The following is a 24,192-nucleotide window of genomic DNA, read 5'->3' as shown; positions in this document are numbered from 1 at the left end:
AATGCTTTTATAAAGATGTTTTACCCGCAGAAAAATGAAACATCTTGCAGTCTAATAATTAATGAATTAATAAAAAACAACGGAAGGAAAGACATATTTTTTACTTTTGAACACTAAAACGGCATAAAATGAAAACATATTCTTCACAACAGTTAACAACATATATTGCCATATTGCTTACGTCACTGGCAACGCTCCTGCTTGTCTTTACCTGGTGGTTGTCGCCCGGCATCTTTGTAATACTGGGATTTGTTGCCGTTTTTTTTCTGGTCTCTTATTTCTATGTGATGTTTGTTATTAACAAATACATCTCAGATAAAATACGCCCGGTATACAAAACCATTAAAGATCTGCCCCTCAGTGGAAAAAAGCTGGCCGAAAAATCGTCTGATTCCACCAACCTCCTTTCCAATGTTAAATTTGAGGTGGAAGAATGGGCAAAAGCACAGATGAAAGAGATTGAAAGACTGAAAGAGCTGGAACGCTACCGTAAAGATTTTGTAGGTAACGTATCTCACGAATTAAAAACACCAATTTTTAATATTCAGGGTTACATTCTTACCCTGCTCGAAGGAGGATTGGATGATCCGAAAATTAACATGCTTTACCTGAAGCGTACCGAAAAAAGCATTGACCGGATGATTTCCATTGTAGAAGACCTTGAATCGATAACCAAGTTAGAGTCTGGAGAACTCAAACTGAACATGGTAAAATTCGACATTGTAAAAACAGTAAAAGACGTTTTTGAAATAGAACAATGGCAGGCCGAGGAAAGAAACATTTCACTAAAAATAGTGAACCCTCCTCCTAAACCAGTTTTTGTAAAAGGCGACAGGAACCGCATCATGGAGGTGCTGATAAACCTAATTATAAACGGCATCAAATACGGGAAAAAGCAAGGGTATGTGCATGTCTCCTTCCACGATCTCGAAGATAGTATTATGGTAGAGGTTACCGATAATGGCATAGGCATTGAAAAAAAGCACCTTCCCCGCATTTTCGAACGGTTCTACCGGGTTGACAAATCACGTTCACGCGAACAGGGTGGAACCGGACTGGGGCTTTCCATTGTAAAACATATTATTGAAGCCCATAACCAGTCAATAAATGTAAGAAGTGTGATTGACCAGGGCACAACTTTCAATTTTACCATTGAAAAAGCCAAATAATACGAACAGCTTTGGCCGATGTTTGAACGATGTATTTACTTAGTAAAAAATAACTTCTATCTTTGTCTGTAGAAATTTTTATTCCGATGAACGATAATAAATTTAAAATCCTGCTGGTTGACGACGAAATAGACATTCTGGAATTCATCAGCTATAACCTCGAAAAAGAAGGTTACATCGTTTATACTGCCCAAAACGGAGTCAAAGCCATCGAACTGGCTGAAAAAAAGCAACCCCACCTCATTATTCTTGATGTAATGATGCCTGAAATGGACGGGATAGCTGCCTGCGAAGAGATCAGAAAAATCCCTTCGCTCAACACTACCGTGATTGCCTTTTTAACAGCAAGGGGCGAAGACTATTCACAGATTGCCGGGTTTGAGGCAGGCGCCGACGATTACATCACAAAACCAATTAGGCCCAAGGTATTAATCAGTCGTGTTAAGGCTTTGCTAAAACGTACCGGGGAAAGCAGTGCTCCTGTCGCTTATTCCGAAGATTCGACAACCGTATCTATCGGGAACCTGGTAATCGATAAAGAACGTTACCTGATTCGTATAGGTGACAATGAGATGGTTTTACCCCGCAAGGAATTCGAATTGCTTTCGCTGCTGGTGTCAAAACCCGGAAAAGTTTTTACCCGCGAAGAAATTTACGGAACCGTTTGGGGTGAGAACGTTGTGGTAGGTGATCGTACCATCGATGTACACATTCGCAAACTCCGCGAAAAAATTGGCAACGAACATATTAAAACGTTAAAAGGAATCGGCTACAAGTTTGTAGAATAATGCGACTCAAATAAAATAAATTACCAGATAAAATACGGAAAACCCAAACACATAACCGGCTTCCAGGTGCCAAAGCTTATTTCTTCCTAGGAACAACTGAGCAGTTGCAACCAGGCCAGACGCTAGTATTACAGCAACAATTATCCAAATAGGGTTGGTTCCCGTACGAAAAGAAAGGGATAACAGCGCCCCGGTTAAGCCCCCCAGGGCAGCCATATGGCTACTTATGTTCCATTTGAGTGATACCAGTAACAAGCCCACAATTACCAACACCGAAGCGATAAGAAGGATTTTAAATACCGGATATGCATTCACACGCCCCAGCAACACATATCCCATATAATAAAATACCGCACTGAATAACATTGGGAGAGCCCGCTGGCTGCCTGTCTCAAACACCAGGTTGAATTTAGGGTTAAGGGCCAGTAAAGCAACAGCTAATAATGGCAAGATGGCAGTGGAAAAAAGAACTATCAAAAGGATAAAACGTTTTGCCTCCCAGTTTAAAAAGGAAAAGTAAAAACCGGAATGGAATAACAAAAGAAAACCCAACGTGGGAACCAGCGCCGGGTGAAATATAAAAGAAATTATTTGAGCCAGTTTTTTTGTCATATTACAGTTTCTTTCGTAGCCGGGCTACAGGAATGTCCAGTTGCTCCCTGTATTTTGCCACAGTGCGGCGGGCAATATTGTACGACTTCTCTTTCAAAATTCGGGTTAACTTTTCATCTGTCAACGGCTTAAGCTTGTCTTCATTTTCAATACACTCCTGCAATATTTTTTTGATCTCGCGCGTAGAAACCTCTTCCCCGTCTTCTTTTTGTAATCCTTCAGAAAAGAAATATTTTAACGCGAATATCCCAAAATGAGTTTGAATGTATTTACTGTTGGATACCCTTGAAATGGTTGAAATATCCAGGTTGGTTTTTTCGGCAATATCTTTCAGTATCATGGGACGCAGCTTGGTTTCATCCCCTTCCTTAAAATATTCTTTTTGAAAATTGATGATCTCAGACATGGTAAGCAACAACGTATGGTTCCTTTGCCTGATTGCATCAATAAACCACTTGGCCGAATCTACTTTTTGCTTTACAAAAACAAGGGCATCTTTCTGATCTTTATTTTTTTGCTTGTTGTGCTTTGCCAGTGCATGCATCATCTCCAGATAGCTGTCGTTAATCTTCAATTCAGGCATGTTTTGCTGATTCAATGACAGGCTTAACTCCCCGTCTATGTTTTCAAGAATAAAATCAGGAATGATATGCTGGTTCGATTTATTCATCGGGTTGCTATATGCGCTCCCCGGTTTTGGATTCAACTTCAGTACCTGATCAATACCCTGCTTCAGCTCCTCATCGGAAAGATCCAGCTTTCGTTTAATTTTTTCGTAATGCTTACGGGTAAACTCCTCAAAATAATCCTTGATAATAACATGTGCCAACTCATGGTTGTTACCCTGTCTGTATTTCAGTTGCAAAAGCAAACATTCCCGCAAATCGCGCGCACCAACTCCCGGAGGATCAAACTGCTGCACAATATGAAGAATTTCTTCCAGTTTCTCTTCGGGTACTTCCATGTTCAGATTAAAAGCCAAATCGTCGCTGATGGAAAGTAAATCACGGCGCAGGTAACCATCATCATCTATGTTGCCTATAATATATTCTGCCAGTTGACGGTCGCCTTCGGCCAGGGTAATCATTCCCAACTGGTCATAAAGACTTTCGTGGAAAGTGATTCCTACAGAAAAAGGTATATCGATGTACTTATCATCTTTCGAATAATTATTGGTATTGGTTTTATAGGACGGTATTTCATCCTCATCGGTCAGGTAGTCATCAACCGAAAACTCCTCATTATCCAAATCAGTATCCTGATCTACGTCCTCACTATTGTTGTCATCGTGGTTTTCCGGATTGTCTGATTCCAATTCCAGCACCGGATTTTCTTCCAGTTCCTTCTTTATCCGCTGTTCGAGTTGGAGCGTAGGAATTTCCAAAAGCTTAATCACCTGAATCTGTTGGGGCGATAGCTTTTGCAGTAACTTTTGTTGTAGTGTGAGTTTCTGCTCCATTTCTCTTACTTAAACTCCGTAAATTTACTATTTTTTTCGATGGAGTTCAAACGTGAAGCATTAGAATTCTGCATTTTTGGGAGTTCGCGGAAAGGCAATCACATCGCGGATATTTCCCATTCCGGTAACAAAGAGAATGAACCTTTCAAATCCTAACCCGAAGCCGCTGTGTACCACGGTCCCAAATCGTCGGGTGTCCAGATACCACCACATTTCTTCTGTGGGAATATCCATCTCCTTCATCCTGCTTTCCAGTTTTTCCAGGTTCTCCTCCCGCTGCGATCCACCGATAATTTCTCCAATTTGAGGAAACAAAACGTCCATTGCGCGCACCGTTTTGTCGTCATCATTTTGTTTCATGTAAAAAGCTTTGATATTCTTTGGATAATCCGTCAGAATCACCGGACATTTAAAATGTTTTTCCACAAGGTAGCGCTCATGCTCACTTTGCAGATCAACGCCCCAGTCAACAGGAAACTGGAATTTATTCTTTTTGTAGGGTTTAGAGTTTTTCAGAATATCAATCGCTTCGGTATAAGTGATGCGTACAAAATCGCTGTTCAGCACAAACTCCAGTTTTTCCACCAAATCCATGGAACGCTGATCCTGTGGCTTGTTTTTTTCTTCCTGCTGCAATCTGGAGGCCAGGAAATTCAGGTCGTCACTGCAATGCTCCAGCGCATAGCTAATGAGGTATTTCAGGAATTCCTCTGCCAGATCCATATTATCTTTCAGATCATAAAAAGCCATTTCGGGTTCAATCATCCAAAATTCAGCAAGGTGGCGGGTGGTATTCGAGTTTTCTGCACGAAATGTAGGCCCGAATGTATATATTTCACCCAGCGCCAATGCCCCCAACTCTCCTTCAAGTTGACCGGAGACGGTAAGGTTGGTAGGACGACCAAAAAAATCTTTGCTGTAATCAGGCTTACCTTCTTCCGTAAGCGGAGGTTTTACCGCATCCAGTGTGGTTACCCGAAACATTTGTCCGGCGCCCTCTGCATCACTGGCTGTAACAATGGGCGTGTGCAGGTAGTAAAATCCTTTATCGTTAAAATACTTGTGAATGGCGAAAGCCATGGCATGCCTGATACGAAAAACAGCGCCAAAAGTATTGGTACGAAAACGTAAATGCGCGTTTTCGCGTAAAAATTCCAACGTATGTTTTTTAGGCTGAATAGGATATTTTTCTGGATCAGCCTTTCCAAGCAATTCTATTTTTTCAGCCATTAATTCCACATTCTGGCCGCTTCCTTTCGACTCTGTAAGTGTTCCTTCCACCGTTAGGGCCGCTCCGGTATTTATCTCGCGGAGCAGTAATTCTTCAAATTTTCCGGTATCGGCAACAACCTGCAAATTATGTATTGTTGAACCATCATTCAGGGCAATAAAATTAACGTTTTTACTTCCGCGCCTTGTTCTTACCCATCCACTTATTTTTATGAATGCACCAGGCTCGCCGGTTTTCAAAATTTCTTTAATTTTTAACTTATTCATGATTCAACTGATTTGTTTGCTCTAACTCTAATCGGATTAAGGCTTACAAAAGTAAATTTTTATAGTGATTTATTGCCTTGAGAAGTTCAATTTTTCCTTTTCTGAAGAAATAGTAAAATGCAGGGGGGTGTATCAAAATATTTTTATTTGACACACCCCCTTACCAAGTTGATTGATTTCTGTTATTCCAAAGTCCGGCATGATAGTAATCCGGATCTTTTCATTTTTTTTATGATCTTTCCAATGTTCCGGGAACAGGTACCTTTGCATTTTCAATGTACCCAATGTCACCCATAATGTAGGTGTCAGGTCCCAGTTTCATATCCGAATTCATCATTTCCTCGAAAGTAACTTCTTTCCCTGTATAGGCTGAAACCCTTCCCATAATAGCTACCATATTCGAAATGGCAGTCTGTTCTGCTTCATTCCAGGGAATATCCTGACGGATACAGGTAACCAAATCGATATGCTCCTGAACATAAGGACTCGTTTCCGAACCTTCAGCAACAAAAAGCTGGTTGCCGGCCGGGTCTACAATTTGTGGCTTATGCCCTGTTGTTGTGGCGATGGCTTTTGTTCCGTGAAAGATTTCATAAACTCCGTTGGCACAGCTGTTAATCTGACGGCACATACTGTGAACATGGCGTCCGTCTTCATAAATGTAATCTACGCTGAAGTTGTCGTACTGATCTCCGGTAACCCTGCGTTGCCGGGAACCGAACCCAACTGCTTTAACCGGATGAGTTCCCATAAACCAATTGGCCACATCAATATTATGAACGTGCTGTTCCACAATATGGTCGCCCGAAAGCCAACACCAGTTTACCCAATCACGAATCATCCACTCCATTTCGCTCCAGTCCGGGTTGCTATCACGGTGCCACAATTTACCTCCATTCCAGTAAACATTGGCCGACACAATATGCCCAATGGCATTATTGTTAATTTCCTTCATCAGGTTAATGTAACTGTGCTCGTGACGACGCTGCGTTCCGGTTACCACTTTCAGTCCCTGCGATTCGGCCATTTTTGCTGCGGCAATCACCTGGCGGATCCCCACTGTATCAACAGCAACAGGTTTTTCCATAAACACGTGTTTCCGTGCTTTAACAGCCGCTTCAAACTGCTCGGGCCTAAACTTCGGCGGAGTGGCAAGAATTACTACATCTACTCCCGAATCAATAACTTTCTCAAAAGCGTCAAAACCAACAAAGCAGTTTTCATCAGCAACTTCAACTCCTTTTTCGTTTTTCAATTTTTCTCTCAGGCTATCAATACGATCCTGAAAAACATCTCCCAACGCTGTAATCGACAGGCCCGGTCCGGCATCCAGAAAATTAATAGCGGCACCGGATCCCCGTCCGCCACATCCAATTACACCAGCCTTCAACGCTTTGCCTTCCGGCGCAGTTTGAAGCAGCGGAGGTAAGTTCAGTTCCCTGGGTTCCCAGTCGAAAATACCGGCAGCACCAGATGTTCCGCTGCCTCCGGCACACGATGATAATGTTCCCACTCCCATGGCACCGGCAGCACCAACTGCGGCAGCACCGGTCAAAAATCTACGTCTCGAAAAGTTGTTATTACTCATGATTAGATAATTTTAGTTGAATTCAGATTTCTAAATTAGCTATTTTTCCCCGGTATTCTCGTCAAATTCACAAATTACCCTGAATCCGATATAATTACAGTCGGATAACCACCAGATACTTTTAGGCATTTGCGGATCTGTACGCAGCCACTCTTCGGTGCGGGTAAAATCACGTGCGGCACTGCGCACATCGCTCACGGGACTTCTGAAAGAACCTCCCCTTACAACCCTTTCTTCTCCGGTTGATGGCCCTTTTGGATCAACAGCACCATCCTGAATTTTTTCAAATGTATCTTCCGCGTACCAGTCCGAACAATATTCCAGAACATTGCCAAGCATATTTTTTAATCCATATGGATTGGCTTCCACTATATCCGGCTCTTCTGTTTTTCCTTTGCTGTTTCCTTCATAAACTACATATTGATTAATCAGGTCACTCCCTTTTCCAAATAATTTTCCAAAGAATCCCTGTTTCCCAAAATCCTTAGGTTGTCCTTCAAAAAAGAACGGGGTATCAGTACCACCACGAGCTGCGTACTCCCACTCGGCTTCGGTGGGTAAACGATATGTTTTCCCTGTCACTTGTGAGAGCCATTTACAGTAAGTTTCCGCTGCATGATAACTCATGGTAATTGCCGGTCTGTCACCTAACCCCCAGTTTTGATCCGGCTGTCCGTATGGCGGAGTAGGCCCTGAGATGGCATCAACATCTGCTTCTGTGCGGGCTCCCTCTGTATCGGTCGAACGCCCTTCAGCTGCTGTAGCACTGTAAAAGGCCAGGTACTCGTCCCAGGTTACTTCCACTTCGGCCATAAAAAACGGGCTGACTTTTATCTCTTTTTGAGGTCCTTCATCCGAACCACGCATCTGTTCATCTTCCGGACTTCCTATTTTAAAAGATCCACCCTGAATGGCTTTCATATTAAATGAAACCGTTGTATTGGGAATGGTTTCAGTAAAATCTTCGTGGGCGTTCACCTGCGCTGGTCCGGTAAATACCTCCAGGTTTTCATCTGTTTTCGTTCCGAATTCCACATTGGAAGCATGCATAGCGTTCGGATCATGGTGGCCTACATGTAAATGACAATTAATACAACGCAATTCTTCTTCATTCTGACTGTAGTAAAGATGTGCATCCTGTCCCTCTTTCGAAAGAGTAAGCGGAAATAAGTTCTGATGGCAATGAAGACACGATTCCTTAAATACATGATGTTGCGCATACTCAAATGTGGATTTCTGTTCCCAGTTGTAATCAGCGCTATCTTTAAATACCAGCCCGTAAACATCGCGGGCGGCAGCTACTATTTTCTCTTTCAGGTAACCCTGTCCTTTGGGAGGTAAGTGACAATCGACGCAACCAGCCCGAAAACCCGAAGGATTATCGTAATGAGTCGATAACTTCCATGAATCGAAAACATGCGGATGGACATGGCACATTTCACACGATTCATTGGTTGAAGTATATTCCAGTGCTTTATGCGAATAAATGGTAACAGTCAAACCAAGTACAAACCCCAAAAAAAGAATCAGGAGTAATTTCTTTCTAAGATAAACAATCAATTTCTTAAGCATCATTTAAGGTTTTAGAAAAAGGAATAGTAATTAAAAAGTCCAAAAATAATAATTTATTAAAGGCATGAATGACAATTTTTATTTTATCCATTTATTTAGAATCAATCACCTTTCTATATTTATTTCACACAATTTATTCATTCATAATAGAATTGACGTCTTTTTTTGCAATGCACATCCAATTTGAAACGATATTTTTTTCTGTTCTATAGCATTTTTTGCTTCATCCTGTTTCTTAACACAATAAGCTGCCATCCCCTAATTACTTTTAAGAACCCGGGATAACCTGAGCAAACAAAACTTTTTCATTTTTTGTTGTTTCCCAAAAAGTGTTTATATTTGCAGCCGCGTTCTGGAGATATAGCATAAAAATATACAAAATATATTGCGGGGTGGAGCAGTTGGTAGCTCGTTGGGCTCATAACCCAAAGGTCGTAGGTTCAAGTCCTGCCCCCGCTACCAATAAAAGGAGAGTTGAGATTCAGCTCTCCTTTTTTATTTTTACAAAATGAGATATTTTGTATATGTAATTTAGGCTCACTTTGAAAATCCGGTGGAGTAAAAAAGTAATCACGCTTAACCTTCAATATTCATTTAACTTTTTTTCTACCTTAAAATTCTCCCAAAACTAACTTTGAAGGTGTGATCAGATCTCACGAAACAATGTGAGTTCAATGCAAGAAACTTTACCTGCAAAACACTATTCATAACAACAGACTGGTTATCCACTTGTTTGGGGCTTTGCCCCAATCCCCACTTCATTTTTCTCCTTTGGATGAGAAAAACGAAGCAAAAAGAATCAAGTCAAAATTAACCTTTGCGTTTTTTCAATGTAGTGAACTAGCCCGACTGACGGAATTTTGACAGAGCCCGCATCAGGTATAGCTCACTTATAAACCGAAGTCAGAAATTGATAGAATAGGCTGGTCAACATACGAACATTTATGGCTAATACATCGGAGCGATGGCCTCGGTCGGTGAGCCGGAAAACAAGTGAGCACGGCGTTAAAAAATTACTGCTGTTTGAGGAGGTACGACGAGTTTCAGTAATTTTAGCCGGCAACACGTAGTTTTTCCGAGTGAAGCGAACGCAGCCTTGGGTTTTCTGTTTACTCTTTGGGCTAAGCCAAAGAGTAAAATCGGCCTGATAAGGCATAAAAATATTGATGGAAAATGTATCTGAAAACAGATTACTCCACCGGATTTTTCGGGTGAGCCGTAATTTATGCGAAAAAGTGGGTGGATAAAAAAAACAAGATGTCCAAAAGCAAAAACCTACTCCCATTAAAATAAAAAAGCAGGCGCTTTGGCCTGCTCATGTATGGAATATTCTTTTAAATCTTTTTAATCTTCGTCGTCGCCGGTAATCGTGTAAATAACTGTTACATCGTATGAACCGGAAGCCAGGTCAGCATAGCTGTCATTGTTCATGTCGAGTTGATAAGTCAACTGGTGTCCTTTTTCGTAACCTGACTCGGTGTAACAGCTTCCAATTCCGGTAACCAAATCCTGGGCCGAAGATGTTAAGGAAATCTCTCCTGCTGAACTTCCCCGGTTGCCATTACCGGTTGAAACTGTTCCGGCAGTTAACTTAAGGCTTACCCCTGCAGGAAGTGTTCCTGTAAGTTCTGCGGTTATGCTGCGTTCATCCTGGTCGGAACCGATAATCGAAGTATAGTTCAACCACAAACTGTTATTGGTAGCTGAACCGAAATCAACGGCCGCACCAGCTTCCAAAGCGCTGACATCTGGCGTAAGATTAATCGTTCCGGCTTCGTTGCCGTCTGAACCTTCAACATCTACAAGAGCTATGGTAGGGATGGAAATTGCTACATCGTGAGAAGCTTCGTTCGTGTCGTCGCCTGTTGGGACTACTGCGTTTGCTGCTCCAAAAGAAAATAAAACGGTTGCGATAATTACTGATAACTTTTTCATGATTTTGTGTTTTTTTTAATCGTTTATAAATTTTTTATTTCAATCTTCCAAGCGTGCCAAACGTAAAACAACACGAATGCCAAAATCATAAAACACTCACAAACAAAACCTTAACACAAAGCCAATAATTGGAATGCGACCCAAATAGGGATAGAAATATTCAAAAAGGGACACTGCCCCGATTTTAGACACTTGCAGTACCACTCCGGAACAACACCACTAACAAACACCGTTACAAAAAAAATGAGGAAATAAGGGACGAATTCAACTGAATACCTATAAAACGGACCAATGACAATGCCACATAGTATAAACATTGTCAAACGCTATGTTCAAATCATTGAAAATAAAAGACAATACTCCGTAGAATTAATGCAGTCATTTTAAAATTCCAATTTCAACTGCTCATTTAACAACCTGAATGACAGGCGATGGTATTTCGTTATACCAAACTCCGAAATAGCTGCGCGGTGCTTTTTGGTTGGATATCCTTTGTTTTTGGCCCAGTCATATTGAGGATATTCCCCATGAATTTTTTCCATCCACTCATCGCGGTATGTTTTTGCCAGCACCGAAGCGGCGGCAATGGAATAAAAACGCCCGTCGCCTTTTATCATGCAGGTGAATGGGATGTGCGACTGCGGTCGAAAACGGTTCCCGTCGATGAGCAGATGTTCCGGAATCACTTTCAGTTTTTGCACTGCCCGGTTCATTGCCAGAAAAGAGGCATTCAGAATATTAACCTGGTCAATTTCCTCGTTGGAAACCATTTCTACCGCCCAGGCCAGCGCTTCTTCTTCAATGATGGGACGAAGTTTTTGCCGTTGCTTCTCCGATAGTTTTTTAGAATCGTTCAGCAGGTTGTTTTCAAAACCTGAAGGAAGAATCACTGCTGCAGCCACGACCGGTCCGGCCAGGCATCCACGTCCGGCTTCATCGCAACCGGCTTCCATCACTCCTTCCTTAAAATATTTTAATAACGGTTCATCCATTTCAGATTACTTTTTATACAACGTTAGCTTCAACGATATCAGGCCGGGCAACTCACTCTCAGGCTTGCCGAGATAAACACCCCGCCATCAGAATGGGAACAAATTCCCACCCGATATAAATTCTCACTTCACAAATCAACCGGGGGAACGGAATCCATCAGATCTGTATCGTAATCGGGTTGGTTTATCCAGCCGGCTGGAACTTTTTCTCCGGCCATATATCTGTTATAATAATTTTGTACCGCCCCATTGTATGGATAATTTTCAAAAACATCACCGTTCCCCAGAACACGGGGATCGTTTTGTTCTGTAAGTCTTTGCAGCATTTCCTCTGCCAGTCGGGCCTTCAACTCTGAAAAATCGTCCTCCCCTGCCAGGTTATTCATACAGTAAGGATCATCCGTAATGTTGTAAAGTTCCTCGGCAACACGTTTTCCAAAGTTTAGTTGCCAGTATCCGATAATACCTTTTTTCCGCCGGGTATCTAATATGTAGGTTTTAGTGGGACTACCATCACAATTGAGGTACCCGGTTTCGGGATTTCCTTTGGGCCAGCGTTCGGGCTTAAAGTTGCGCAGATAAAGGTGATCCCCCCTGATGATTCCGCGTACCGGGTACCCCTGATCGTTTGGGCGCCCCACATCGTGACGCTCCTTCCCCACCAGTACAAAGTCCCGTTCCGGGACGACGATCCCTTCCTTCTCAGAATAAAATATATCCGTTAAACTTTTCCCGGTAACCGGTTGCATTCCGGCCTCTTCGGCAGTCACCCCGGCCAGTTCGAGATAAGTAGGGGCAAAGTCAATAAAATTCACAAAGTCATGTACCACACGTCCCGGATTTTTTATCCCGTCAGGCCACATCACCGCCAAAGGCAAATGGTTCGAATATTCATATACCTGTCCTTTAATACGCGGGAAAGGCATTCCGTTATCTGCCGTTACAATGACCAGGGTGTTTTCCAATTCGCCGATCTCTTCCAGTTTCTCCAACATTTTTTGCAGGTGGCTGTCGAAATATTCAATTTCAAAAGCATAATCAAGCAGGTCTGTTCGTATGGTGTCTACATCGGGCCAGAATGCCGGGACTTCATCAATCTCACTAAGGTTTTTTCCACCTTTTCTGATACCTGCTTCAAATTCATAACGCCGGTGTGGCTCGGTACTGCCATACCAGAAACAAAAAGGTTGTCCTTCGGGCCGCGCTTCCAGAAAAGACTCGAAATTTTTGGCATAATCGTTATTGGAAATAAACTTTGCCGGAGGTTCGGTTTTGAATTCATCAAATTTAGGCCCGGTAAGTTCTCGTTTTTTTCCATCTATTTCACCGGGGTCTCCGGGAGCCCAACCTTTGGCCACGCTGCCCACCCAATAGCCGTGTTCTGCCAGCGCTTCCGCATACGTTTTAAATTGGGTTGGAAAAAGAGGAGAATGATTGGCTGCCTCTTCCAACTGCCAACTATTTCGACCAGATAAAATACAAGCCCGCGAAGGAGCGCACTTGGCATTGGGAGTGTATGCCCGGGTGAACAGAATCCCCTGCCCGGCCACCCGATCAAATGCCGGGGTTTTCACCCAGTTGCACCCGTAAGCACCAAAATGTTTCCACGAGGCGTCATCTGCAATGGCAAATAAAATATTGGGGCGCCTAAGTTGTTCTGGGTTCGGCTGGCAACCTGTCAAAACGAAAAGGACAAACAACAGAAATACCAGATAAGATCGGACAAGATTCATTGTTTTAAAACTTTTTAAAAGGTAAAAACATGGTATAAAGTTAGCGGTTTCTTAAAAATGGAAACAACGCTGAAAAGTTTTTTATTTTTACAGAAGTCAAAATTACACTATCTGTAAGATGACCAATGCAGAAATAATTGATCTGATACTTGAGGATTTAAAAAAATTCGCGGCAGCCCGTCACAATACGTTAGGGGTACCTTCTTTCACTACCAGCATGAAACGACTGGGGGTGAGTGCGCCAAGGCTGAAAACGGTTGCAAAAAACTGGAGCAGCATTTTGTATGACTTTACCCCGGAACAATGGAATGAACTCTGTATTTTACTTACTAAAAAAGGAATTTTTGAGTGCCAGATCCTGGCTTATGAATTACTGTGGAAGAATAAGAATGCACTAAAAGGTTTAACCCCGGAACAGATACTAATGCTGGGGAGCACACTCGACAACTGGGCATCTACAGACACCTATTGCACCATGATTGCCGGCTGGCACTGGCGAGAGGGAACTTTGTCCAATTCGCACATTACGGAATGGCTGAAAAGCGACAACCGCTGGCGACGCCGTGCTGCTGTTGTTTGCACGATCCCACTTAACCTTCGTTCGAAAGGAGGAACCGGGGATCCTCAACGGACCCTGATGATCTGCGAGAAGGTGGTAAACGATCGTGATGACATGGTTGTAAAGGCCCTTTCGTGGGCGTTGCGGGAACTCTCCAAATCGGATAAACGGGCAGTTGAAAACTTCATAAAAAAACACTGGGAACGGCTCCATCCCCGTGTGCGACGAGAAGTGACGACCAAGCTCGAGACAGGAAGAAAAAACGGGTAGTCCAGCCTGCCCCTGCCTGGTTTAAACCCTGTACATTCGATGTTACTTTTTCAACAGATGCTTTCTTCCCGGACTTCGATACTTTAAAAACCAGTCATTAGGTTCTGACGCCCACAGTTTTGCAACTGGTCGTCAGAAGCACCTCCTTCAGCCAGAACCCGTTGGATTCCGAAAAGTTAAAAAAAGCTTGCTTAGTATGCAATCATCACCGTTCCGGTACGCACCTCTCCTGTACCCAGTTCAAAAACATAAAGGTAAGTGCCGGCAGGCAGCGTTCCTCTTCCCAATATCCGTTTATTTTCCGAAGTACCCCACCACCAGGCATTCTCATCAGACCCCCAGTAGTCCATGTTACCGTAGTTATGTTTTTCAAAAAGTTTATTTCCAGCCCGGTCGAAAATCCGCATAATCGCATTCGGATATTTTTCGATACAGTATACCTGGAAGAAATCGTGTACTCCATCACCATTGGGTGAAAAACCTTCGGGTATAAACAAGGCACATTCGGTATCAATATCGTCCTCATCTCCGGGCAAGCCGCCACAGTCAGCCTCTGGCAACACATTTATCCATACCAGCGCCTCATCACACAACATGGGGAATCCATCATCACAAACGCGGTAAATAAAGCTGTCAATCCCCACGAAACCTTCATCCGGCATATAAATGAATGCACCGTCATTTTCGATAGTGACCGTGCCATGCTGTACATCCAACATCGGCCAGGTAATAATCTGCAGGTTGTCGCCATCCGGATCGTAGTCGTTGTTCAACAGGTATTCAATAAGCGGATAACACATCACCGTAAAGGAGTCGTTCACAGCAACCGGAGGATTGTTTGGCTCCTTAACATCTATGATAACCTGTGCCGTGTCACACATCGGGCCACATGGAACCCCGTTGTCACAAACAGCATAAGTCAGTGTATCATACCCAAAGAATCCGGCATCTGGTGTATATTCGATAATTCCCGTTGCCGGGGAAACGATTGCCGTTCCATAAGATGGCTGGCTGACTACTATCAGGGAAGTGGTATCAAGGGCGCCGCCCGGATCAGAATCGTTGGCCAGCACACTCACATCCACCGGCTCATCCTGCTGAGTGATCACATCATCATCTACCGCATCAGGCGGGGTATTGTTTTTGACCACAACAACAAGTGTATCGTTTATGGCACAATCGATGCCAGCCTCTGGTGTAAATACCAATTCGAAAATGCCGGGGACAGATGTAATAATGGTATCAGGCAACCAGGTTCCGGTAATACCGTTGATATCGGTATCCGGCAACGACGGTGGTACTTCATCTATACAAAGTGGTCCTATAGGATCAAATTCCGGCACAACCTGCGGAAGTACTTCCACAAAAATCGTGTCGGTATAGGCACAATGGAACCCGGCATCTGGCGTAAACACGTATGGGAATATTCCAGGCTCGTCGGTACTTATTTCCGACGGATTCCAGCTACCTGTAACGCCGTTAAAGTTGGCATCCGGCAACAACGGCGGTTCTTCATATTGACACATAGGATCAATGGTATTGAACTGCGGAATGATCACGGTATTGATTTCAACAGTAATGGTAACGCTTTCGGCGCACTCGTACGATCCGTCCGGTGTAAATACAAAATCATAGAATCCCGGCACGTCGGTTGAAATCACATCAGGACTCCAGGTCCCGGTAATACCGTTCAGATCGGTTGCAGGCAACGGCGGCGGAACATCGAACTGACAAATAGGCCCGATGGGGTCAAATACAGGAACGATGTATTCGGTAATTTCTATTTCCATGGTAAACGGAACAGCACATGTATTTCCATCCGGTGTGAAGGTGTACGGGAACACGCCGGCAACTGAAGTTTCAATGACTGACGGATTCCAAGTTCCGGTAATGCCGTTAACAGAAATCGTCGGTAACGGAGGCGGTACGGTACCAACACAGAACGGACCAAGAGGATCGAATTCAGGAGTAATCTCATCCGTGATTTCAATCTCCATTGTAACCGGAACAGCACACTGGCCGTTATCCGGTGTGAAGGTGTAGGGGAATATGCCTATCACAGAAGTTTCAATGACCGAAGGATTCCATGATCCGGTTATTCCATTGGTTGAAACCGTTGGTAACGGAGGCGGTACAGCATCCACGCAAAGCGGCCCAATCTGAACAAACACCGGAATAATCTCATCAACGATTTCAATTTCCATCGTGAACACACTGGCGCATTCATCCGGATCCGGTGTGAAGGTGTAGGTGAATATGCCTGTAACCGAGGTTTCAATAGTTGCCGGGTCCCAGGTTCCACTGATGCCATTCAGTGAAACATCCGGCAATGCGGGTGGTATGGTATTCAGACAAAGCGGCCCAATGGGATCGAATTCCGGATTAGCTACCAGCAGCATTTCTATTTGCTGAGTACACAGGTCAACGTTACTACACCCGTCATAAACAGTGAAAGTACGTGTTATGAATGACGGGCAACTGCCTGTTACTTCGTCCCGGTAGGTAACTTCCATTTCACAATTATCGAAAACTGAAATGCCCAGTGCTGCGGTATCGGCAAGGGATATCTGCTGTTCCGTTTCGGAAAGTGGCAAACCGGTCAGGCTTTCCAGATCATCTATCGTGGCGTTGAAGGAAACATTATCCGGACAGGAAATCACCGGAGGAATGGTGTCATTGATGATGATTTTTTGTTCATAATCCGCGTAATTATCACAATTATCCGTAAAGCGATAAGTCCGGATAATGGTCGCCGGACATCCGTCGCCGCTCGGCTTACTGTCGCCAATGTACTCCATTGTAAAGACATCGCAATTTTCGATAACAAATCCGCCGGCTGCGACAAATTCATTGTAATTCAGGTAAGGTTGCGGAATCAAACAGTCGGTGAGTATATCGTCCGGAGCTCTGTATACACGAGGTGGAATTTTATCATCAATAACAATAATTTCCCGTGCCTCTGCCGCATTCCCGCACATGTCTTTTACTTCATAAAAACGAACAATTGTTTCGGGACAACTTCCACCCGTACTTTCACCTGTAATTCTGAAGCTGCTTTCATCCAGCAAGCATTCATCCTCTGCATAGCCGCCGTTTGCCCGGAACTGGGCAATGTTCGTATATACCGCCGGAATGTCTCCCCTGCACTGGAAGGTTTTACGTGTAACAGTCATAGTCGGAGGAGTCACATCGCGGATAATGAGCAGTTGCTCACAGGTCATTACATCTCCGTTAACATTTTCAATGGAGTACTTACGGGTAATGGTTTCCGGACAGGTCTCCCCGTCTGAAACATCCGCACCGACCTGGGTAAAGGATTCTTCTACCAGGTCATACGTACTTTTTGCGAAACCGCCTGCGGCTTCATATTCTGCCAGGGTAGCATAAGGAGCAGGCATTTCATCCAAACCACAATCGATAACAATCAACGGCGGACAGGACATTCCATATCCTGCTATTGTTACAGACAGGAGTTCGGTACATGCGTTGGCATCCGTTACAAAAACATTATAGTTCCCTGTTTCGAGGTTATTAATATCTTCATCGGTGGAAGTGAAACCATTCGGGCCCATCCATTCATACGTATATGGCCCGGTACCACCGGTAACTGTTAGATCGATACTTCCAATCGGATCGGGTGAACCATCCACATCCACCTTGGTGAAAGTCAGTTTCAATGAATCAGGCTCAGTGACCTCTATCGAAATGGTTTCGGTCGTATTCACCAAATCGGTAACCGTCACCGTATAAATTCCGGCTGCCAGTCCATAAATATCCCGTGTGGTTTCTCCATTGCTCCATACATAGCTGTAAGGTTCCGTTCCATCTGAAACAGTCAGTTCAATAGCCCCTGTGCTATAACCGTAACACTCAACATGTGTAACGTCAGGAACAACGGTTATGATTGCAGGAGGCAACAGGGTAATAACTACAATATCGGAAACGGCTGGAACAGGTGATGCACAATCGAGGTCGCTGGTGAGTGTAACATAAACTTCATCGCCATCCTCAGGTGTATATGTGTAAGTAGCCGTAGTTTCTCCCGGCACTTCCACACCATTCACAAACCAGACATACACAGGGTTCGTTCCTCCGTTATCGGGTGTAGCAGTCAGCGTTACCTGTTCTCCTTCTATCACGTCCGTTTTATCGGCGGCAATAGAAACACTGACATCCACTCCAGGCACCACAGTAAGATTGAGCCTCAGCGTGTCATCACAACCATTGGCATTGGCAGAAATATAATCGTATATGCCGCTGTTATAATATGTATTTCCGTCACCGGCAACCCAAATAAATGAATCACAAGCCGATTCAAATACTTCAGCAAATGTTCCGGTAATAATATGAACATTCAGTGTCAGCAACGAATCGCACCCCTGTGCATTTACCAGCGTTTCCTGGTAGATACTGTCGTGGTCGGAAGTGACCATCTGACTGTTCCAAACGAACGATGGAGCGCCTTTGCAAAGCGTTGTATCGGAAGCACTCATTGTAGCTGGAAGAACCGTCACATTCAGCATCAGTAGCGAATCACAACCTGCTGCATTGATTAATGTTTCCTGGTAGATGCTGTCGTGGTCAGTGGTGATTATTTGACTGTTCCAAGTGAACGATGGAGCTCCTTCACACAGTGTGGTGTCGGATGTGCTCGTAGTAGCCGGCAACTCGTAAATGTTCAGTGTCATGACCGAATCGCAACCTGCTGCATTCGGGATGATGTTGGTGTAGGTACCGAAGGCCGTGTAAGTCGAGTCGTTCCAAATAATCGGCAATTCGGGGGCACAGATAAATGTATCGGTCACGCTCGTAGTTGCGGGTAACTCGAAAATGTTCAGTGTCATAACAGAGTCACAACCTGCTGCATTCGGAATAACGTTGGTGTAGGTTCCGAAGGCCGTGTAAGTGGAGTCGTTCCAAACAATCGGGAACTCGGGTGCACAGATAAATGTATCGGTGACACTCGTGGTGGCCGGCAGTTCGTAAATGTTCAGCGTCATAACCGAGTCGCAACCGGCCGCGTTCGGGATGATGTTGGTGTAGGTTCCGAACGCCGTATAAGTCGAATCGTTCCAAACAAACGGCAACTCAGGTGCACAGATAAATGTATCGGTGACGCTCGTGGTCGCCGGCAGTTCGTGAATATTCAGTGTCATCACCGAATCACAACCCGCCGCATTCGGGATAATGTTGGTGTAAGTTCCGAAGGCAGTGTAAGTGGAGTCGTTCCAAACAATTGGGAACTCGGGGGCACAGATAAACGTATCGGTGATGCTTGTGGTAGCCGGCAACTCGTAAATGTTCAGTGTCATAACGGAGTCACAGCCGGCCGCGTTCGGAATAATGTTGGTATAAGTACCAAAGGCGGTGTAAGTCGAATCATTCCAAACAATTGGGAACCCGGGTGCACAGATAAATGTATCGGTTACACTCGTGGTCGCCGGTAACTCGTAAATGTTCAATGTCATGACGGAGTCGCAACCGGCCGCATTCGGGATAATGTTGGTGTAAGTTCCGAAGGCCGTGTAAGTGGAGTCGTTCCAAACAATTGGGAACTCGGGGGCACAGATAAACGTATCGGTGACGCTTGTGGTAGCCGGCAACTCGTAAATGTTCAGTGTCATGACCGAGTCACAGCCAGCCGCGTTCGGGATGATGTTGGTGTAAGTTCCGAAGGCAGTGTAAGTGGAGTCATTCCAAACAATTGGGAACTCGGGGGCACAGATAAATGTATCGGTCACGCTCGTAGTAGCGGGTAACTCGTAAATATTCAGTGTCATAACCGAGTCACAACCGGCTGCATTCGGGATGATGTTGGTGTAAGTTCCAAAGGCCGTGTAAGTCGAGTCGTTCCAGACAAACGGCAATTCAGGTGAACAGATAAATGTATCGGTCACGCTCGTAGTTGCCGGTAACTCATAAATGTTCAGTGTCATAACCGAATCACAACCGGCTGCATTCGGAATGATGTTGGTGTAAGTACCAAAGGCAGTGTATGTCGAATCGTTCCAAACAAACGGCAATTCAGGTGAACAGATAAATGTATCGGTTACACTCGTAGTTGCGGGCAACTCGTAAATGTTCAGTGTCATAACCGAGTCACAACCGGCCGCATTCGGAATAATGTTGGTGTAGATTCCGAAGGCCGTGTAAGTGGAGTCATTCCAGACAAACGGCAATTCAGGTGCACAGATAAACGTATCGGTGATGCTTGTGGTAGCCGGCAACTCGTAAATGTTCAGTGTCATGACCGAGTCACAACCGGCCGCATTCGGAATAATGTTGGTGTAGGTACCGAAGGTAGTATAAGTCGAATCATTCCAGACAATAGGCAATTCAGGTGAACAGATAAATGTATCGGTCACGCTCGTAGTTGCCGGCAACTCGTAAATGTTCAGTGTCATAACCGAGTCACAACCCGCCGTATTCGGGATGATGTTGGTGTAAGTACCAAAGTCAGTGTATGTCGAATCGTTCCACAAAATCGGTAATTCGGGTGAACAGATAAATGTATCGGTTACACTAGTGGTAGCCGGCAACTCGTAAATATTCAGTGTCATAACCGAGTCACAACCCGCCGTATTCGGGATGATGTTGGTGTAGGTCCCGAAAGCGGTGTAAGTCGAGTCGTTCCAGACAAACGGCAATTCAGGTGAACAGATAAATGTATCGGTTACACTAGTGGTAGCCGGCAACTCGTAAATATTCAGTGTCATAACCGAGTCACAACCCGCCGTATTCGGGATGATGTTGGTGTAGGTCCCGAAAGCGGTGTAAGTCGAGTCGTTCCAGACAAACGGCAATTCAGGTGAACAGATAAATGCATCGGTGACACTCGTGGTCGCCGGCAGTTCGTAAATATTCAGTGTCATAACCGAGTCACAACCCACTTCATTCGGGATGATGTTGGTGTAAGTTCCGAAGGCCGTGTAAGTGGAGTCGTTCCAAACAAACGGCAACTCAGGTGAACAGATAAAGGTATCGGTGACACTCGTGGTCGCCGGCAGTTCGTAAATGTTCAGTGTCATAACAGAGTCACAACCGGCCGCATTCGGGATGATGTTGGTGTAAGTACCAAAGGCAGTGTATGTCGAATCGTTCCAAACAAACGGTAACTCGGGTGCACAGATAAAGGTATCGGTGACGCTCGTGGTCGCCGGCAACTCATAAATGTTCAGCGTCATGACGGAGTCACAACCGGCTGCATTCGGGATAACGTTGGTGTAGGTTCCGAAGGCCGTGTAAGTGGAGTCGTTCCAGACAAATGGTAAATCGGGTGAACAGATAAATGTATCGGTCACGCTCGTGGTAGCGGGCAACTCGTAAATGTTCAGCGTCATGACAGAGTCACAACCGGCTGCATTCGGGATGATATTGGTGTAGGTTCCGAAGGCGGTATAAGTCGAATCGTTCCAGACAAACGGCAACTCGGGGGCACAGATAAAGGTATCGGTGACGCTTGTGGTGGTCGGTAATTCGTAAATGTTCAGTGTCATAACCGAGTCGCAACCGGCTGCATTCGGGATAACGTTGGTGTAAGTTCCGAAGGCGGTATAAGTGGAGTCGTTCCAGACAAACGGTAATTCAGGTGAACAGATAAATGTATCGGTTACGCTGGCAGTTGCAGGCAATTCAAAAATGTTCAGTGTCATAACCGAGTCGCAACCGACTGCATTCGGGATAATGTTGGTATAGGTACCGAAGGCGGTGTAAGTCGAATCGTTCCACACAAATGGCAATTCAGGTGCACAAATAAATGTATCGGTGACGCTGGCAGTGGCAGGCAATTCAAAAATGTTCAGCGTCATAACCGAGTCGCAACCCGCCGCATTCGGGATGATGTTGGTGTATGTTCCGAAGGCTGTGTAAGTGGAATCGTTCCACACAAATGGCAATTCAGGTGCGCAAAGGAAGGTATCTGTCACACTGTAGGTATTTGGCCACACCGTCACACTGCTAGTATCATTTGCAAAACAGCCATTCTCGTCTGTTACAGCATAAATCAGTTCATAGACTCCGGCAGTCGCACCGCTGAACACAGGATCGACAATATCAACAGCACTGAGGTACGTCGCCCCGGTTCCGCTCCACAGATGGGTATAAACACCGGTTCCTCCAACAGGATTACCATTCATCTGAATGACATCTCCTTCACATATTTCAGCAGAGTCAGGTGTAATACCGGCCACAAGCAGCGGCGGATCGACAAGCAATACTGAATCTGTTGCCGTACACCCCCAATCGTCCTCAACGGTCACCCGGTAGAATCCGGCAGAAATATCAATAAGTTCAGCGCTATTATCACCGGTATTCCATTTATAGGTATATGGTTTTTTACCCTGAGAAACAATGGTATGTATTGCCCATGTCGATTCGCCGAAACAATTCACTGAATCAACAGTCAGTGCCAGGTTAATATTTTTCTCTTCATCTATAAATACCTCCAGTGAATCCAGGCATCCGTTGGCATCTTTAACAACTACCGTATACAACATATCTCCGGCCAAACCGGACAGATCCTCTGTAGTTGCAATTACTCCGGTTGAATCACGCCATTCGTATTCATAATATGGCGCTGTCGGGTACGGCGTACCTCCACTTACCGTTAGATCGATTGAACCCGGTTTGTTTCCGTTACAACGGGATTCGATAGCGATTGCTGTGAGAACCAGGGAATCTGGCTCTGTTATCTGGATTGTATCCCAGGCCACACAGCCCAGACTATCTGTTACAATAACACTATATTCGCCTGCTGTCAGGTTCAGCGCCACAGAAGAATCCTGTACCGGCACGGTGCTCCACTCATAGAAATAACCCGCCGTTCCACCCAATACTGAAACCCTTGCAAACCCGTCATCTCCCCCAAAACAATTAACATTTCCAACACTATCAATAATAGCAATCAATTCATCGGGCTGAAGCACTTCGACTGTATCAGTTGCCACACATCCGTTTTCGTCTGTCACCGTAACAATGTACTCCCCTGCAGAAAGGTTGGTGGCCACCGGTGTATTTTGAACCGGTACGGTATTCCATTCATAACTCAGGCTTCCCGTTCCTCCGGATGCCGTTGCGCGGGCCAGGCCGTCTTTTCCTTCATAACAATTCACATGACCGACACTGTCAATGAGTACAATCAGCTCTTCGGGCTGGGTTACTGCTACCGAATCGATATTTGTACATCCGTTGGCATCGGTTATCGTAAGAATATATGTCCCTGTTATCAGACTGAAAATAGAATCGCCGGTCGAAGTAAAGCCATCCGGTCCTGTCCAGTCAAAACTGTACGGAGGCGCTCCGTCTGTCACCTCAGCCTTCACCCATGCAGAACTTTCGTTGAAGCAAAGTACATTGTTTACATTGAACGCTATTTGAGGATTACTGAACAGGAATGTGACCGAATCAACTGCAGGGGTACAAGTCGAATTTTCGGCCAGTCCATAAGCCGTGAGCAGCAGCGTAACACTGCCTGAGATACTGTCATTCGTTCCGGGATAATAAATGGGATGCAGCCGGTCGGTCGCGTCGAATGTGCCATCCCCTCGGGTTGCCCATTCCAGTTTACTGTAATTCACCGCTGTATCTCCTGTCAACAGGATGGGTTCTGCCAGACAAACGGTCTGATCCAGGCCGGCAACAGCACCCGGCGCTTCATACACTTTAACCAGTCCCTGCTCAAGGGTATCGCAGCCAAAGGACGAGTAATGATAAGTATAAAGCAGGTATATTCCCGGATTGTCCCACAGAATATTCACTTCGCTTCCCCAGATGGTGTCTCCCGGACTTCTGACATCCGTGAATGCTGTGCCGGCGGGATTAGGTATAGTTATCTCAGTTCCGGCAATGGTATCTTTGAGATGCCAGTCGTAGGTTGATCCCTTTTCTCCATCTATCCGGTAATATCTGTTGGCCCCGACACATACTGAGTCGATGACATAGTAGTCCTGTGCGGCTGCCAATGAGGCAACTGCAAGGAGCAGCATCGTCAATATGTATCTAAACCGTTTCAATTTCTTTA

12 protein-coding genes and 1 tRNA gene are annotated in these 24,192 nt (G+C 44.8%); 4 read left to right on the top strand and 9 right to left on the bottom strand.

The features are described from left to right. The first annotated feature begins 128 nt into the window (after positions 1–128). Together D1164_RS08245 and D1164_RS08240 are read left to right on the top strand one after the other, a co-directional pair. Entirely contained in the window at positions 129–1,169 is a 1,041-nt protein-coding gene (locus tag D1164_RS08245; protein WP_119349487.1) for a sensor histidine kinase, read from the top strand. 86 nt (positions 1,170–1,255) lie between these two features. After that, positions 1,256–1,957 carry a response regulator transcription factor gene (locus D1164_RS08240; RefSeq protein ID WP_119349486.1) on the top strand — a complete coding sequence of 234 codons (702 nt, stop codon included), beginning with the start codon at positions 1,256–1,258 and terminating at the stop codon, positions 1,955–1,957. 6 nt (positions 1,958–1,963) lie between these two features. Here the strand turns inward: D1164_RS08240 and D1164_RS08235 are convergent, their stop codons facing one another. From D1164_RS08235 to D1164_RS08215, 5 genes are all read right to left on the bottom strand, one after another. After that, positions 1,964–2,569, bottom strand: a complete 606-nt coding sequence (locus D1164_RS08235; RefSeq protein WP_119349485.1) for a hypothetical protein — start codon at positions 2,567–2,569, stop codon at positions 1,964–1,966. A 1-nt stretch (position 2,570) separates the two neighbouring features. Beyond that, on the bottom strand, positions 2,571–4,028 hold the full coding sequence (gene rpoN / locus D1164_RS08230) for an RNA polymerase factor sigma-54 (RefSeq protein WP_119349484.1): 1,458 nt from the start codon (positions 4,026–4,028) through the stop codon (positions 2,571–2,573). A gap of 60 nt (positions 4,029–4,088) precedes the next feature. After that, entirely contained in the window at positions 4,089–5,525 is a 1,437-nt protein-coding gene (asnS, locus tag D1164_RS08225) for an asparagine--tRNA ligase (protein WP_119349483.1), read from the bottom strand. A gap of 229 nt (positions 5,526–5,754) precedes the next feature. Further along, positions 5,755–7,113: a Gfo/Idh/MocA family protein gene (locus D1164_RS08220; RefSeq protein WP_206610958.1), complete on the bottom strand. Its 1,359-nt coding sequence runs from the start codon at positions 7,111–7,113 to the stop codon at positions 5,755–5,757. Between the two features lie 39 nt (positions 7,114–7,152). Continuing rightward, positions 7,153–8,688, bottom strand: coding sequence for an SUMF1/EgtB/PvdO family nonheme iron enzyme (locus D1164_RS08215; RefSeq protein WP_206610957.1), 1,536 nt, complete (start codon positions 8,686–8,688; stop codon positions 7,153–7,155). Between the two features lie 383 nt (positions 8,689–9,071). Between D1164_RS08215 and D1164_RS08210 the strand changes: the two genes are divergently transcribed. After that, a tRNA-Met gene (locus D1164_RS08210) sits at positions 9,072–9,147 on the top strand. 882 nt (positions 9,148–10,029) lie between these two features. On the opposite strand, the gene D1164_RS08200 is transcribed toward D1164_RS08210, so the two are convergent. From D1164_RS08200 to D1164_RS08190, 3 genes are all read right to left on the bottom strand, one after another. Further along, positions 10,030–10,620 (bottom strand): hypothetical protein, encoded by a 591-nt coding sequence (locus D1164_RS08200; RefSeq protein WP_119349481.1) that lies wholly within the window; start codon positions 10,618–10,620, stop codon positions 10,030–10,032. 383 nt (positions 10,621–11,003) lie between these two features. Further along, the gene (locus D1164_RS08195) at positions 11,004–11,612 is read right to left on the bottom strand and encodes a ribonuclease HII (protein ID WP_119349480.1); all 609 of its coding nucleotides are present in this window, start codon (positions 11,610–11,612) and stop codon (positions 11,004–11,006) included. A gap of 128 nt (positions 11,613–11,740) precedes the next feature. Further along, positions 11,741–13,345, bottom strand: a complete 1,605-nt coding sequence (locus tag D1164_RS08190) for a sulfatase family protein (RefSeq protein WP_119349479.1) — start codon at positions 13,343–13,345, stop codon at positions 11,741–11,743. 118 nt (positions 13,346–13,463) lie between these two features. On the opposite strand from D1164_RS08190, the gene D1164_RS08185 reads away from it, so the two are divergent. Then, positions 13,464–14,174, top strand: coding sequence for a DNA alkylation repair protein (locus D1164_RS08185; RefSeq protein ID WP_119349478.1), 711 nt, complete (start codon positions 13,464–13,466; stop codon positions 14,172–14,174). A gap of 191 nt (positions 14,175–14,365) precedes the next feature. Here the strand turns inward: D1164_RS08185 and D1164_RS08180 are convergent, their stop codons facing one another. Further along, a complete protein-coding gene (locus D1164_RS08180) occupies positions 14,366–24,184 on the bottom strand; it encodes an Ig-like domain-containing protein (protein WP_147372099.1) in 9,819 nt (3,272 codons plus the stop codon). Between the last annotated feature and the right edge of the window lie 8 nt (positions 24,185–24,192).

This window comes from Mariniphaga sediminis (genome assembly GCF_003573545.1).
GTDB lineage: Bacteria > Bacteroidota > Bacteroidia > Bacteroidales > Prolixibacteraceae > Mariniphaga > Mariniphaga sediminis.
Note: the sequence above shows the minus strand (reverse complement) of the source record. Positions and strands in the feature narration are given on the sequence as shown.